The sequence below is a fragment of the Mitsuokella apri genome (assembly GCF_051886055.1).
In the GTDB taxonomy this organism is placed as follows: Bacteria; Bacillota; Negativicutes; order Selenomonadales; family Selenomonadaceae; genus Mitsuokella.
On the sequence record NZ_JBJEXT010000027.1, the window covers coordinates 20,140 to 35,260 of the forward strand.

A 15,121-nucleotide genomic window follows, 5' to 3' on the forward strand; every position below is an offset into this window, starting at 1 on the left:
TCCTGCATGACGTAATCTTTGCCTTCGACACGTACCTGACCTTTTTCACGCGCGGCGGCGACGCTGCCGGCCGCGATGAGGTCGTTGTAGTTGACGATTTCGGCACGAATGAAGCCGCGTTCAAAGTCCGTATGGATTTTGCCGGCTGCCTTCGGTGCCGTCGTGCCCTTGACGATCGTCCAGGCGCGGCATTCGTCCGGACCTGCCGTCAGGAACGTCTGCAGGCCGAGCAGGTCAAACGCTGCCTTAATCAGGCGGTCGAGGCCGCTTTCCGTCTCACCGAGGTCTTCGAGGAAGGCCTTGGCCTCTTCCTCATCGAGTTCGGCGATTTCCGACTCGACTTTGGCCGAGATGGCGACGACTTCGGCGCCCTCTTTGGCGGCGTATTCCTTGACCTGCTGCACGTACGGATTTTCGTCATAGGCCGTGGCCACTTCGTCCTCGGCGACGTTCGTGACGTAAAGGGTCGGCTTCAGCGTCAGAAGGTTCATTTCCTTGATGAGCTCAAGGTCATCTTCGGAGAGGTCGACCTGACGGGCCGGCTTGCCCTCGTCGAGAGCGGCCTTGATGCGGCGCAGGACTTCATCCTCGACTTTGGCCTCTTTGTTGCCGGATTTCGCGATTTTCGCGAGCTTCATAATGCGTTTCTCGACAATCTCGAGGTCGGCAAGGCAGAGCTCCGTCTGAATGATGTCGATGTCGCGCAGCGGGTCGATGCTGCCCTCGACATGCGTGATGTTCGGGTCGACAAAGCAGCGTACGACATGGGCGACAGCATCGACCTGGCGGATGTGCTCGAGGAATTTATTGCCAAGGCCCTCGCCCTTCGACGCGCCCTTGACAAGACCGGCAATATCGACAAAACGCACGGAAGCCGGCGTCGTCTTCTTGGAATTGTAGAGTTCGTGCAGGACCTTGAGGCGCGGGTCTGGCACCGCGACCACGCCGACATTCGGCTCAATCGTGCAGAACGGGAAATTGGCGGCTTCAGCGCCGGCCTTCGTGATGGCATTGAAAAGCGTGCTCTTGCCGACATTCGGCAGACCGACAATACCAACTTCTAAGTTACTCAAATTAAACTACTCCTTCTACTGGGACTAAACTCCTTTTGGCATAGCCAAAAGGAGAAAATTTATTACAGGGTACCAAAGATTCTATCGCCTGCGTCGCCAAGGCCCGGTACGATGTAGCCCTTATCGTTGAGCTTTTCATCGATGGCGGCGACGTAGAGCGGTACATCCGGATGTTCTTTGTTGATGAGGCGGACGCCCTCTGGGGCTGCGACAAGGCACATGAGGATGATGTGTTTCGCGCCTTTTTCCTTGAGCAGGGAAAGGGCTGCCGACGAGCTGCCGCCCGTGGCGAGCATCGGGTCGACGACAATCAGCGTGCGCTCCGAGACATCGCCCGGCAGCTTACAGTAATATTCAACCGGCTTCAGGGTCTTCGGATCGCGGTACATGCCGACATGGCCGACACGGGCTGCCGGAATCATGTTGACGACGCCGTTGAGCATGCCGAGTCCGGCGCGCAGAATCGGCACGACGCCGACTTTCTTGCCGGCGAGCATCTTCTCCTTGCATTTGCAGATCGGCGTCTCAATCTCGACTTCCCGCAGTGGGAAATCGCGCGTGATTTCGTAGGCCATGAGCATCGAAATTTCTTCGAGCAGTTCGCGGAAATCCTTCGTGCCCGTCTCCTTCATGCGCATGATTGTGAGCTTGTGCTGAATCAGCGGATGATCAATGACGTGGACCTTCAGTTCTTCAGACATGGGATACTCCTTTCTGATACATAAATGCCTACATGATACAGCCCCGCACGAGCGGGGCCATATACATATGAATTTGCTTATTTTTATTTCATTTCATTATTCATAGAGAGGATATTTCTCGCAGAGCGCTGCAACGCGGCGGCGTGCTTCCTCTTTTTTCTCCTCGTTCGTCGGGTCATTGAGGACGAGTGCGATGATGTTGCCGACTTCGCGCATATCATCTTCCTTGAAGCCGCGCGTCGTGAGTGCGGGGCTGCCGAGACGGATGCCGCTCGTGACGAACGGGGAACGCGGCTCAAACGGAATCGTATTGCGGTTCGACGTGATGTTGACTTCATCGAGGACCGTCTGGGCCTCTTTGCCCGTGATGCCCTTGCTTGTGAGGTCGACGAGCATCAAATGCGTGTCCGTGCCGCCCGAGACGATGCGGAAGCCGTCAGCCTGCAGCGTTTCGGCAAGAGCCTGTGCATTTTTGATGATCTGCTTGGCGTATTCCTTGAACTCCGGACGCAGAGCTTCGCCGAGAGCCACGGCCTTCGCGGCGATGACATGCATCAGAGGACCGCCCTGAATGCCAGGGAAGACGGCCTTATTGAACTGTTTGCCGAATTCTGCGTCCCTGCAGAGGATCATGCCGCCGCGCGGGCCGCGCAGCGTCTTGTGCGTCGTCGTCGTCACGACATCGGCATACGGCACAGGGCTCGGATGCAGGCCGGCTGCGACGAGGCCCGCGATATGGGCGATATCGACCATGAGATAGGCCCCGACTTTATGCGCGATTTCCGCGAGGCGCGGGAAGTCGATGATGCGTGCATAGGCAGATGCACCGGCGACAATCAGTTTTGGCTTGCATTCCTCGGCTTTTTTCTCGAGTGCGTCGTAATCGATGCGTTCCGTCTCTTTGTCGACGCCGTACGGTACAATGTGGAAATATTTGCCGCTCATATTGACCGGGCTGCCGTGCGTCAGATGGCCGCCATCCGTGAGGTTCATACCCATGACCGTGTCACCTGGCGTCAAGAGCGCAAAGAATACGGCCATATTGGCCTGTGCTCCGGAATGCGGCTGCACATTGGCGTATTCCGCACCAAAAAGCTTTTTGGCGCGGTCGATGGCCACCTGCTCGACGACATCGACGTACTCGCAGCCGCCGTAGTAGCGTTTGCCAGGATAGCCCTCGGCATATTTATTCGTCAGCACGCTGCCCTGTGCTTCCATCACGGCCTTGGAGACGATATTCTCCGAAGCGATGAGTTCCAGCTTCGTGCGCTGGCGGTTGAGCTCCAGGTCAATCTCTTTGGCGATTTCCGGATCGGACTGTTTCAGGGTATCCATCAGGCTCATGGGTTTTCCTCCTTTATGCAGCTGCAGCCATACAGATTGTAAACGATGGGCAGCCATTTCCTCACGTAAAATCAATCAGGCACGCAGGGCTTATTTCTGCTCAATGGCCATGATCTTGTTGACGCGGCGCTCATGGCGGCCGCCTTCAAACTTGCTCTCGACAAAAGCGCGGACGATTTCGCCAGCCGGGCCGAAGCCGAGCACGCGGCCGCCCATGGCCAGTACGTTGGCATTGTTGTGCTGACGCGCTTTCTTGGCCGAGTAAACATCGTTGCAGAGTGCGCAGCGGATGCCCTTGACCTTGTTCGCAGCAATCGAAATGCCAATGCCCGTGCCGCAGAGCACGATGCCGAAATCTGCCTTGCCGCTCGTGACGTCAGCACATACTTTTTCCGCAATATCCGGATAATCGACCGAGGCCGTGCCAAACGTGCCGACATCCGTGACCTTGATATCCTCATATTCCTTCAGAACCATCTTGACTTCATCTTTGAGTGCCACCGCACCGTGGTCACTGCCAATCGTAATGTTCATGGTTTCTCCACCTTTCTTCCATACTCTTTCTTATTTTATCACATGCACGCGAAAAAAAATACCGTCAAACGCCATCATGCCTTAAAAAGCGCCTGAATCTCTTCCTCTGTGAGTTTCGTCAGGAAATTCTCCCCCGGTTTTATCATCTGGTCAATGAGGTTTTTCTTTTTTTCCTGCAGCTCATAGATTTTTTCTTCGACCGTCCCCTTCATGATAAGCTTGAAGACCTGTACATTGCTCTGCTGACCCAGACGGTACGCGCGGTCCGTCGCCTGATCTTCGACGGCAGGATTCCACCACGGGTCAAAATGCACAACCATGTCAGCCCCCGTGAGGTTGAGTCCCGTGCCGCCGGCCTTCAGGGAAATCAGGAAAATCGGCACGCTGCCTTCATTATATTGGCGCACGAGCTTCATGCGCGTGAGCGCAGGTGTTGTGCCATCGAGATAGAAATAGTCGATTTTCTTTTTCTTGAGCCGTGCGGCAATATGCGAGAGCATCGTCGTGAACTGCGAGAAAATCAGCAGGCGGTGATTGCCCGCCATCGCATCATCGATGAGCTCTTCGAGCATATCGAGTTTGCCCGAACCGCCACGATAGCTTTCGAGAAAAAGCGAAGGGTCGCAGGCAATCTGGCGCAGCCGCGTGAGGATGGCCAGAATTTTCATGCGGCGTTCGCCGGGGCTCGCGAGCCGGAGCTCGGCGGAAAACTCGTGCTGGCTCTTCATAAAATACGCCTGATAGACCTTGGTCTGCTGCGGCGTCATTTCGCCTACGAGCTTGCGTTCGACCTTATCCGGCAGCTCCTTCAGCACATCTTTTTTCATGCGGCGCAGTACAAAGGGCATGACTCGCTGCTGAAGCTTTTTCGCTGCTTTTTTATCTTCCGCCCGCACGATGGGGACCTCATAGCGTTCCTTGAACTTGGCCTGAGTGCCAAGGTAGCCCGGCATCAGAAAGTCAAAAATGGACCAGAGCTCCGTCAGCGTATTCTCGATTGGCGTTCCCGTCAGGGCAAAGCGGCTCTTGGCCGCGAGTCTTTTGACTGCCCGCGCACTCTTGGTCACCGGATTCTTGATATGCTGGGCTTCATCGAGAAAGATATAGCGGAAGGTAATTTTCTCGTACATGGCGATATCGCGCTTCAGCGTATCGTAAGTCGCCACGACCACGTCAATGCCGCGCATTTCCTGCAGCTGCAGTTCGCGCGCGACCTTGCTGCCTGCCACGACCATGACTTTGAGTTCCGGTGCGAAGCGATGAATTTCTTCGAGCCAGTTATAAAGAAGCGAGGTCGGCGTGACGACTAAGGAAGGACGCCCTTCGCCGCGGCGCGCGAGCAGGAATGCAATGACCTGCAGCGTTTTGCCAAGGCCCATATCGTCGGCGAGAATGCCGCCTAAATGATGGTCGGCAAGGCTCGAAAGCCAGCTGAAGCCCGTGACCTGATAGTCGCGCAGAACGTTCTGCAGGGACAGAGGCACTTCATAGTCGGCGTCCTGCGGCTGCCGGATATCGCGCACGAGCTCGCGGAAACGGCTGCTGCGCACGAGCTGCAGCCCTTCCTCGTCCCGCGCCAGCGCATCCAGGTACATGGCCTCTGCCATGGGCAGCTCGATTTTATTGTCAGCCGGCAGCTTTTTTTTGCCAGTGAGTCCTTCATGTTCGACGAGTTCCGCGATGGCCTGCAGCTGCTGTTCGCCCAGCGTGACAAAGCTCCTGTCCTTCATGCGGTGATAGCGTTTTTTCTGACGGTAGGACGCGAGAATCTCGATGAGCTCGGCAAAGTCGACCTCCTTCATATCAAACGTGACTTCGAGGAGGTCCGTGTCATTCAGGCTGACGCCCGCCGTGATTTTCGGCAGGGGCCTTACCGGACGTTTCGTAAAGCTCTCTTCATAAAAAATCTCGACAAAATCCGGCATGGCCTCAAGGCCGTCTGTCAAAAATTCATAACTCTTTTCCTCATCGGGCTGCACGAACTGGTCATGCCGTTTTGCAAAGCCGTACTGCGCAAAAATCATCAGGATGGACTGCTCCGCTTCCAAGTCACGCACGAGCAGATGCTGCTCATCCTGCACGGGCTCTGCCTCTGTAAGCGGATTAAACCGCGTTTCCTCATAGGCAAAGACCGGCTTCACGGCGATGCCATCGCCCTCATAATCGAGATAGAGCTCCACGGACAGCGGCACGAGCATGAATTCTTCCTCAAAGGCCGGGTCCGTCTCCACCTCGGCAATTTTTTCCACCGCCGGCATGATGTGATTGAAAAAAGCCGCCATATCTGCATGTGACAGGCGCACGCTGGAATTATGCGCAAAGGTCTGCCAGAGCGGCCGCAGGGCCCTGCCAAAATCCTCATCCACATGATAAAGGCCGCCATTTTGATAAAGCAGGCTGAAATCCTCGCTAAGGGGCATCATGTCCTCGTCTTCCAGCGTGAGCAGCCCGTTTTTTTCGGCCAGCTGCCGGATGGTGAGGCGCAGTTTCGGCTTTTTCTCCCGTTGATGGACATCAATGGCCTCGCTGTCATTGATATGAAGCTCAATCGACTCCTTCCCCATGATGGCCAAAAATTCTTCCAGCATGCTCGGCGAAAGATGCATCATCTTGTGCTCGAAAATCGTGCTCTTCTGCAGGGAATGCATGTACGAAAAGTTCGGATTATAGCGAAACAGCGCTTTTTCATCGAGATATGTCCGCTTCATAAATTGCCAGAGCTTTTTGGAGATGGCATCCGCCCAGCGCAGGGAAGCGGTCTGCAGGGCATTGCGTCCGAGCTGGTACTCGCCGCCGGACAGTGTAATCTGTAAAAAATCCATGACATTGCGCATGACGTAAAGCCGGTCCGTGCCGAGGCGGAATTCGAGCCAGCTTTCCACGCTGCGCGCCGAGGCTGAGGTCGTGACAAAAAGGCGCGGTACAAGGTACACGGTTTTTTGCAGCCGCGGCAAAGACAGCGCCTGTTTGGCACTCCTGAAGTTCTGCAGCAAATGGCGGCCGCCCGCATCCGTGCCGGCCGCAGATTTTCCATCCTGACGCGCGGCCCCAGCCGACTGGCTGTAATAACGCTGCAGGCCCTGAATGACCTTCAGCACGGCCACGACATGCTTGCAGGCTCCGGGATATTGAAAGGCCGCAGGGCAGTTGCAATGAAAAGAAGCAATATCCGAGCCGTCTTCCGTCAGGCTGACTCTTACATGATACGGCTCGGTTCCTGCGACCGTCGCAGTATAGCTGCCATCCTCTTTCTGTGAAATTTCCTCTACGGCTTCATGACTAAAATACCGGAGCCCCCGCTGATAGGCCGCATCCGTGGCCACAGCACGAATCTGTTCTTCCTCAATCACCGCGATCCCGCCTTTCCTGCAATCTTTGCATCAAACAAATTTTACCTGAGTCTTTTCCTTATCTTTTCCCTATGCTAAGATAGATAAGATAGATATCATATTCATGGGGCGCATTCATCGCGCCCGCAAAGAATCGGCACTGCCGATACCAGCAAAACTATCAAAACTGCCGCAACTGCCGCAACTGCCGAAACTACCGAAATTATCGAACATATCGGCATGAAAAAGACTTTGTCCAGTCTATCTTACCATATTTCATCCGCAGCGAACAGAAAAGAGATTTTGATGAACGAACAAAAACTTCCTCACGGCGCCCGCATCCTCGTCGTACGTCTCAGCGCCATCGGCGACGTTCTGCATGCAACAGCCGTGGTCCACAATCTCAAACGCCTCGTCCCCGACTGCCATATCACATGGCTCGTCAGCCCGCCGGCCAGCATGCTCCTCGAAAATAATCCGGATATCGATGAACTGCTCATCTGGGATCGCCGCCCCTTTGACCGGGCTGCCCAGAAACTTGACTTCCGCACCGTCAAAAAGACCCTGCACGAAGCCAAAGAGCTGCTGCAGACGCATACATTCGACATTGCCCTTGATATTCAGGGACTTTTTATCTCCGGCCTGCTGACACGCATGAGCAAAGCGCCGCGGCGCATCGGCATCCATGAGCGCCACGAGGGCAATTTTCTCTTCATGACGGAAATGGCGCCGGACATTCCCGACCGCCATAAAATCCGCCGCTACATGACGGCCCTTTATCCCCTGGGCATCGGCCCCGAGGATTTCAGGCCCGGACTCGTGCTGCACCTGCCCGAAAAGCTGCAGAATTTCGCCGCTGATTTTTTCGCAGACAAGGATATCATCCTGCACGACCCTCAGAGGCCGCTCTTGCTCGTCAATACACGCACGACCTGGCCGGACAAGGACTGGCCGCCGGAATTTTTTGGCCGCGCGCTCGCCAATCTCCCCGAAAACATCCAGATTGTCTTTACCGGCGCGCCTGCCGATGCCCCGTACATCGAACTTGCCCAAAAAGAGATGAACGGACGTGCCTCGCTCTCGATTGCCGGCGAAACGAGCCTTCTGGAACTCGCCGCCATCTTCCACGAAGCGGATCTGCTGCTCACAGGCGACACCGGCCCTCTCTACATCGCCGAGGCCGTCGGCCTGCCGACGCTCTCCCTCTGGGGCCCGACGCATCCCAATATCTACGGTCCCTTGACAAAAGGCCACCATTTCATCCTTTCCCCGCATAAATGCACGGCCTGCTGCAAGACAAAATGCCGTCATAAGACAAATGCCTGCATGAACGCCATCAAACCCGGCGTTGTCACGAAGACACTCTTAGAGCTTCTCTATCATTAAATACAAAAAAACGAGGCAAACACTGCCTCGTTTTTATTTTTTGTCATTGTGATTGGAATTTCACGGTGATGACCGTGTCCTTATCGACCAGGGTATTCGGCGCAATGCTCTGGCTCACGGCGTAGCCGGAGCCGTCCGGGTCGCAGCTCAGGCCGCGGTCCGCGGCAAGCTGTGCGGCTTCACGCATGCTCTTGCCCGAAAAATCCGGTACGACGACCTTGCCGTCGGGCACATTGCCCGAATACGACTGCTGCGACTTTTTCGCTGTTTTGGCCTTGGACTCCATGCCCGCAAACGGGTCACTTGAAGGCTCAATGTGAAGATAGCGGAACAGCTGCGTGAAAATGCGGCTGGCCACCGGCGCTGCAATCTGACCGCCATAATAATTGCCCGTGCCCGGGTCGTCAATCATGACGAGCACCGTGATCTGCGGGTCTTCGACTGGAGCAAAGCCGCAGAACGAGGCAATGTAATGACCTTCCATGTAGCCCGTGCCGTCCGGACGGATTTTCTGGGCTGTGCCGGTCTTGCCGGCGATGCGGTAGCCCTTGACAGCTGCCTTCTTACCGCCGCCGCTCGCCACGACCTGTTCAAGCAGGCCCACGAGGGTCTTGTCCGTAGCCGACTCAATCGTGCGGCGTACCTCTGTCGTGCCTTTGTCCTCATAGACAGAGCCATCGGCATTCGTGATGTTCTTGACCACATGGGGCTTTAGGAGGACGCCGTCATTGGCAATGGCCGACATGGCCGTGACCAGCTGCAAAGGCGTCACGGCAATACTCTGGCCGATGGCCATGGTCGCGACATCCGAATCGCGCATATCATCCGGATTGAACAAGAGGCCGCTCTCTTCACCGGGGAGCTCGACTCCTGTCGGCGCGCCAAAACCGAAGAGTTTGGCATAATCCGTGAGTTTCTGGGCCCCAAGGCGCAGACCGACCTGCGCAAAGCCCGTGTTCAGGGACTGCTTGACGACATCGGTGAACGTGACCGTGCCAAAGCTCGTGCCGCTCCAGTTCTGAATGCGGTGTCCCGAGACCATGACATAGCCCGGATCAACAAAGACCTGATTGGGCGAAACGACTTTTTCCTGCAGCGCGGCTGCTGCGACGACGGATTTGAACGTGGAGCCCGGCTCATAAATAAACGAGACCGCGCGGTTTTTCCACACCTCCGGAGAATAATCCCAGAAGCGGTTTGGATTATACGAAGGACGCGACGCCATGGCGAGGACTTCACCGGTTTTCGGGTTCATGACCACGCAGGTAATGGCCTGAGGATTATTCTCGGCCATGGCCCTGTCGAGTTCCTGTTCCACGATGAACTGGATGCCGCTGTCGAGTGTCAGTTCGACATTCTTGCAGTATTCGCCCTTGTACTGGCGCTGGCTGGCAAAGATGGAATCAAGAATCGGCCGGTTCTGGCGGTCTGTCGTCAGATATTTCTCCTTGACCTCGCCTTTCAGCAGGCCATCGAGCTCCTGCTCCACGCCGTCAAGGCCCTTGTCATCCGTACCGACAAAACCAACGACATTGGCACCGAGCATATCATTGGGATAATAGCGCTTCGCTTCATCGCGGAACCCAACGCAGTCCGTGTACTCCTTTTCGCGGACCATCTTGCGCACGGCTTCGTACTCATCGTATTCCATGCGGCGCTTGACCCAGACAAAACCGCCGCCGGCAGAAATATCATCGAGAATTTCCTGCTCCGGCATATTGATGAGCGGGGCAAGGTCAGCGGCCAAAGTTTCCGGGTCCTTGACATGGTTCGGGTCCACATAAAGGGATTTTGTCATCAGGCTCACGGCCATCTCGCGTCCGTTGCGGTCCGTGATCGTGCCGCGCTTTGACTGAATGGCATAATCATAGCCGACCTGACTGTGCATGCGTTCGGAAAGCTCATTGCCATCGACCAGCTGCAGCCAGGCATAACGGAATACCATGATGCCAAAAAGGATGCCCAGGATCCATACCATGCCCAGAATATGCTTCTGCAGCCACGCCCGTCTATCCGTCTTCATCTCGTTCGTTCACTCCAAGCAATCTATCTTTCTATAATATAAATGCGGTATCGTCTTATTTCTCTGCAGGCCTGCCGCTGTGCTTTAAAAGCGTATCACGCAGTTTTCCCTCAATAGCCGTGAGCTCCTGCTCGGCAACCTGACGTTTCGCGCGGCCCTCCTGCTGGATGCGCACGGTATCTTCAATCGTCTGAATGAGCTTTTCGTTGACCTCGCGCACGGTCTCGATATCGACAATGCTGCGTTCATTCTCCTGCGCTGTTTCTACCGAATTCTGCTGCAGGAGCTCGGCATTGCGTTTCAGAAGCTCATTTGTCGTATTGTTGACAGCCTGCTGCATGCGCAGAACCTTCTGCTGCGCGGAAAGGCCGAGGGCAATGACGAGCTGATTCTTCCAGAGCGGAATTGTCGAGTAAATCGCGGTCTGCACGCGGTCAATCAGGGCCTTGTCGTTATTCTGGATCAGACGGATCTGCGGTGCCGTCTGGATGGCGATGGTTTTGCTGATCTTAAGGTCATGGACCTTTTTCTCGAAGCGGTTGACGCTGGCCTCAAAATCCGCGACGACCTGTACGGCCATCGGGTCGTTGGCCGCTGCTGCCTGTGCATGAAGCTTCGGCAGCGTGACTTCCCGCATCTCCTGAATCTTTTCTTCGCCCGCTTTGATGTAAAGCTGCAGCTCTTTGAAATAAGAAAAATTCTCTGCATAAAGCTTGTCAAAGAGCACGACATCCTTCATCATCTTAAGACGCGACTGCTCAAGGGCCCCGGCGATGCGTTCGACCTGCACAGAGAGCTTTTCATAGCCCTGTTTGACATTGTCAGCCTTACCCACAAGGCTGCCGATAATCGGCACCTTGCGCAAAAAGCCGCCCTGACTCTTCTCATCGTATTCCTTGACTTCGGTCACGAGGCTGCCGAGCAGCTGTCCGACTTCGCCGCTGTCCTTCGTGCGGACCTGCGCGAGCACGCTGTCCGAGAACTCGGCAATTTTTTTCTGCGCCGGCGCGCCGTATGTCAAAAGCGCCTCTGTATTCGTCATGTCGATGCCATCTTTGATTTTCTCGACTTTTGCCTGTTCTTCCGGTGAGAGCGTATCGACTGCGGCCGCAACTTCCGCCTCAACTTTTTCGGGCACGACCGCCTTCGCTGTCTCTTTTTGCTCGTCCTGATGCTTCTTTTTGAGATCCATCAGATCCATAAGTTCAATTTCCTTAGCCATAAAAATCACCGCCTGTCATCGTGATAATACATTTCGTAAAAATCATCCATGGGCATGAAGAGATAGCGCAGTCCCTCAAAGAAGCCCACAATGCCCGGAATGGCCGTCCACCAGAACAAGAGGTAAAGGATGCCCCATTTCGTCTTGCCCTGATAGAATTTATGCGCGCCGATGCAGCCGCCAAAAATGGCCAGCGCGCTCATGATGAGTTTTTCCTTCATGACGCTGCTGCGAAGCTCTTCCGGCATCGAAACGCGGAAAGGCTCTGCCTCGCGGAACACGCGCCGGCGCGGATGCTTGCGGCCGCCGTAATTTCTAAGGCCTCTGCCCCTGCCCATGGCGGGCTCATGCTGGCGCCAGAGATGCTCGATTTTCTGCAGGGGTTCCGTTTTTTCCTGTTCCAGTACTGCCGTTTCCTGCTTTTTCTCCGCCGAAGCGGCATTCGTATTGTGGATGCCGTCGGCCTCCATGGTCTTCTGCAGAACGGAAAGCTCTGCATCCATATCGAGCAGTTTCTCCCCGAGGACATGCTCGAATTCCTTTTCGTACGCTTCATCAAAAGACGATAATGTCTCTTTGATATGTTCCCGCGTCTCCGCGACCTGCGCGGTATCGAGTCCCGTCCGTTCGAGCTCGCGGAACTCCTCAGCCATGGAAGCAGCGCGGTCCTGATACGTATCGATGAAACGCCGCGCCGCTAAAATATTTTTCGGATGCGTCTCCAGATAATCCAGCAGATTCGAAGCAATCTGCTGCATCTCCATGAGCTGCTGGCGCATCTGTCCGTCGCGGATGGTTCTGCGCGCGGCATCGACCCGCGCATAATCGCGCACGGCCTTTTGCCAGCTCGTCTCGATGAGTTCTGCTTCATCAGACGAAAAATCCTTGAGCTCGAGCTTGTGATGGCGGTCAATCGCCTTGCCCTGATAATGCGCGGCCCGATAGCCAAAGTAGATGCTCAGGACAAGAAAAACGGAGGTCAGCCCTGTCGAGAGAAAAAAATGCTCCGGATCCTTGATCATCGAATCCACGCCGGCGCAGCTCAGCAAAAACATCATGGCACAGAGGCCCCAAAAGATCCCTTTCATATCGTCACCGCCTATTTCACCAATGATATTTTTCACCGCGATTGATCTTGAAGGCACGGTAAATCTGTTCGACGAGCAGGAGCCGCACCATCTGATGCGTGAATGTCATCGGCGAAAAACTGATGCGTTCATCGGCACGTGTACGCACTTCCTCAGAAAGGCCAAACGCGCCGCCGATCAGGAAAGTCAGGCTGCTCCGGCCGCGCAGGCCGAGTTCGTTTATTTCGGCAGCGAGCTTTTCCGAAGATTTGAGCTCGCCGTATACGTCCAGAACAAAAAGGTAACTCCCAGAGGGCACAAGCTTCAAGAGCTTTTCGCCCTCTCTTTTGAGCACCTGCTCTTTTTCTGCTGCCGACGGCTCGTCCGGCATTTTCTCTTCATGGATTTCGCGAATCTCAACCTGAGCAAACGGCTTCAGGCGCTTCAGGAATTCGGCAATGCCCGCATTCAGATACTTTTCCTTGATCTTGCCTGCACAGACAATCGTAATCTTCATTATTTCTTATCCTGCGGCATTTCCTGCAGCGTGACATCGACCGTGCGCTCATGATTATTGCGGTCAATCGTCAGCGTGACCGTATCGCCGACTTTATGGGCTGCCACTTTGCTGCGGAGTTCTGAGACGCTGTTGACTTCCTCACCATCGACCTTGAGGATAATGTCGCCGCGCTGCAGGCCGGCCTTATCGCTCGGGCCGCCCAGAACCAGCTTGAAGATGTAGACACCTTTATCGATATCGAGGGAATAGCCAAAGCGGGCTGCCGTCTCCGGGTCAAAGACAGTGATGCCGAGATACGGATGTGCGACATAGCCCTTTTCCATGATTTCATTGATGATGGACTGGACCGTGTTGCTCGGAATGGCAAAGCCCATGCCCTCAACACCGCTGGCTGCGAGCTTGATGCTGTTGATGCCGATGACCTCGCCATCCGCATTGACGAGGGCGCCGCCCGAATTGCCCGGGTTGATGGCCGCATCCGTCTGCAGCAGTTTGACGCGTTCATCGCTGTTATCGAGTGTGCGGTTCAGGGCACTGACGACACCGCTCGTCACACTGCCCTTGAATTCCAGTCCCAGCGGATTGCCAATGGCAATGGCAGGTTCGCCAACGACGATCTGGTCGGAATCCGCAAATTTCGCCGTCGGCAGATCTGCCGCATCGACCTTGACCACGGCAAGGTCCGTCGCTTCGTCCGCACCAACGACTTTGCCCTTGAGGCTGCGGCCGTCGGACAGGGAGACAATGAGCTCCTTAGCCCCATCGATGACGTGATTATTCGTGACGATATAGCCATCGCTGCGGAAAATAACGCCCGAGCCAACACCCTCTGTCTCGACCGGCATATCAAACCAGTCGCGGACTACGGCCTTGTTCGTGATGCCGACAACGGCCGGACCGACTTTTTTAGCGGCCTGCACCACAGGCGTATTGCGGGCAGCCGAAATCGCATTTGCAGCCGGCTCTGCGCTGACGTCCGCGCTGCTGCCGGCAAACGTCACGGCCGAAGCCGCAAACGCCGCGGCCACGAGCAGTGCTGTTTTTTTATAATGTGCTTTCGCAAAGATATTTTTCATCTGAAATCCCTCCGTGAAAGAATAAAATCAATGAAGGTTTACGGCTTTATTCTGTGCCGTCATGCTGATGGGAATGGCAATGCCCTGCTGTGCCAAGATTTTTTCCACCGTATTCTCGGCGAGTTCCGGCGTATTGTTTTTCTCGGAGAGATGCGCGAGAAAAACATGCGTGGGCTTCTTCTTCATGCGCACGAGGGCCCAGGCTGCATCGGCATTGGCCAGATGGCCGCGGTTCGAGAGAATGCGGCGTTTGAGCGCCCACGGATAATCCCCGTGCTTCAGGACGTCAGGGTCGTGATTTGCCTCAAGCACCAGCACATCGGCACCGTCAATCGCTTCCTGCACACTTGCCGTCACAAAGCCAAGGTCCGTGGCCAGCGTACAGCGTGATGAACCGAGCAGCCGGTAGCCGACAGGGTCCGCTGCATCATGGGGAATATTGAAGGGGTCGACCGTGAGACTGCCGAGGCGGAATGTCCCTGCAATGGCATGAAAACAGTCAGCGGGGACTGCCTGACGGCAGCTCATATGCTCAATGGTCGCGCGCCGCGTAAAAATCGGCAGATGGTACCATTTGGAAAGTGTCGCGAGCCCTGCGATGTGGTCGCGATGCTCATGTGTGATGAGAATGCCGTCCAGCGATGCGGCGTCGATGCCCTCTGCTGCCAGCCCTTTTTTGATGCGCGTCGCGCTGATGCCGGCGTCAATCAGGAGCCTCGTGCCGTCCATTTCTACAAAAACGGCATTGCCCTTGCTGCCACTTGCCAATACGGATACCTGCATACCTTTTCCCCTATCTTAAAACAATTCTCTGTAAGCAGTCTGCAAAACTTCGCAGACCATTTT

Annotated in this window: 12 protein-coding genes; 1 reads left to right on the plus strand and 11 read right to left on the minus strand. The window is 55.4% G+C overall.

The window, feature by feature from the left end; all coding sequences use genetic code 11:
• From ychF to ACI4OH_RS02735, 5 genes are all read right to left on the minus strand, one after another.
• The coding region (ychF, locus tag ACI4OH_RS02715) for a redox-regulated ATPase YchF (RefSeq protein ID WP_439784117.1) at window positions 1-1,073 on the minus strand (1,073 nt) is incomplete at its 3' end.
• Between the two features lie 62 nt (window positions 1,074-1,135).
• Entirely contained in the window at window positions 1,136-1,774 is a 639-nt protein-coding gene (upp, locus tag ACI4OH_RS02720) for a uracil phosphoribosyltransferase (protein ID WP_432646406.1), read from the minus strand.
• A gap of 96 nt (window positions 1,775-1,870) precedes the next feature.
• A complete protein-coding gene (glyA, locus tag ACI4OH_RS02725) occupies window positions 1,871-3,118 on the minus strand; it encodes a serine hydroxymethyltransferase (RefSeq protein WP_439784118.1) in 1,248 nt (415 codons plus the stop codon).
• A gap of 90 nt (window positions 3,119-3,208) precedes the next feature.
• The gene (rpiB, locus tag ACI4OH_RS02730) at window positions 3,209-3,652 is read right to left on the minus strand and encodes a ribose 5-phosphate isomerase B (RefSeq protein ID WP_432646404.1); all 444 of its coding nucleotides are present in this window, start codon (window positions 3,650-3,652) and stop codon (window positions 3,209-3,211) included.
• 74 nt (window positions 3,653-3,726) lie between these two features.
• Complete coding sequence (locus ACI4OH_RS02735; protein WP_439784119.1) at window positions 3,727-7,002, minus strand: DEAD/DEAH box helicase; 3,276 nt, start codon at window positions 7,000-7,002, stop codon at window positions 3,727-3,729.
• A 285-nt stretch (window positions 7,003-7,287) separates the two neighbouring features.
• Here ACI4OH_RS02735 and ACI4OH_RS02740 point away from each other — a divergent pair, with 285 nt between their 5' ends.
• Window positions 7,288-8,367 carry a glycosyltransferase family 9 protein gene (locus tag ACI4OH_RS02740; RefSeq protein WP_439784120.1) on the plus strand — a complete coding sequence of 360 codons (1,080 nt, stop codon included), beginning with the start codon at window positions 7,288-7,290 and terminating at the stop codon, window positions 8,365-8,367.
• Window positions 8,368-8,410: 43 nt separating this feature from the next.
• Here ACI4OH_RS02740 and ACI4OH_RS02745 read toward each other — a convergent pair whose 3' ends face one another.
• From ACI4OH_RS02745 to ACI4OH_RS02770, 6 genes are read right to left on the minus strand one after another with little or no spacing between them, the layout of a single operon-like run.
• Window positions 8,411-10,390: a PASTA domain-containing penicillin-binding protein gene (locus ACI4OH_RS02745; protein WP_432646402.1), complete on the minus strand. Its 1,980-nt coding sequence runs from the start codon at window positions 10,388-10,390 to the stop codon at window positions 8,411-8,413.
• A 55-nt stretch (window positions 10,391-10,445) separates the two neighbouring features.
• On the minus strand, window positions 10,446-11,612 hold the full coding sequence (locus tag ACI4OH_RS02750; protein ID WP_435722010.1) for a toxic anion resistance protein: 1,167 nt from the start codon (window positions 11,610-11,612) through the stop codon (window positions 10,446-10,448).
• A 5-nt stretch (window positions 11,613-11,617) separates the two neighbouring features.
• The gene (locus ACI4OH_RS02755; protein ID WP_432646400.1) at window positions 11,618-12,700 is read right to left on the minus strand and encodes a 5-bromo-4-chloroindolyl phosphate hydrolysis family protein; all 1,083 of its coding nucleotides are present in this window, start codon (window positions 12,698-12,700) and stop codon (window positions 11,618-11,620) included.
• Window positions 12,701-12,716: 16 nt separating this feature from the next.
• The gene (rlmH, locus tag ACI4OH_RS02760) at window positions 12,717-13,196 is read right to left on the minus strand and encodes a 23S rRNA (pseudouridine(1915)-N(3))-methyltransferase RlmH (RefSeq protein WP_432646399.1); all 480 of its coding nucleotides are present in this window, start codon (window positions 13,194-13,196) and stop codon (window positions 12,717-12,719) included.
• Window positions 13,196-14,275, minus strand: a complete 1,080-nt coding sequence (locus ACI4OH_RS02765) for a S1C family serine protease (RefSeq protein WP_432646398.1) — start codon at window positions 14,273-14,275, stop codon at window positions 13,196-13,198. Before ACI4OH_RS02765 ends, rlmH begins: the two co-directional genes overlap by 1 nt.
• 27 nt (window positions 14,276-14,302) lie before the next feature.
• Window positions 14,303-15,058: an MBL fold metallo-hydrolase gene (locus ACI4OH_RS02770; protein WP_432646397.1), complete on the minus strand. Its 756-nt coding sequence runs from the start codon at window positions 15,056-15,058 to the stop codon at window positions 14,303-14,305.
• Between the last annotated feature and the right edge of the window lie 63 nt (window positions 15,059-15,121).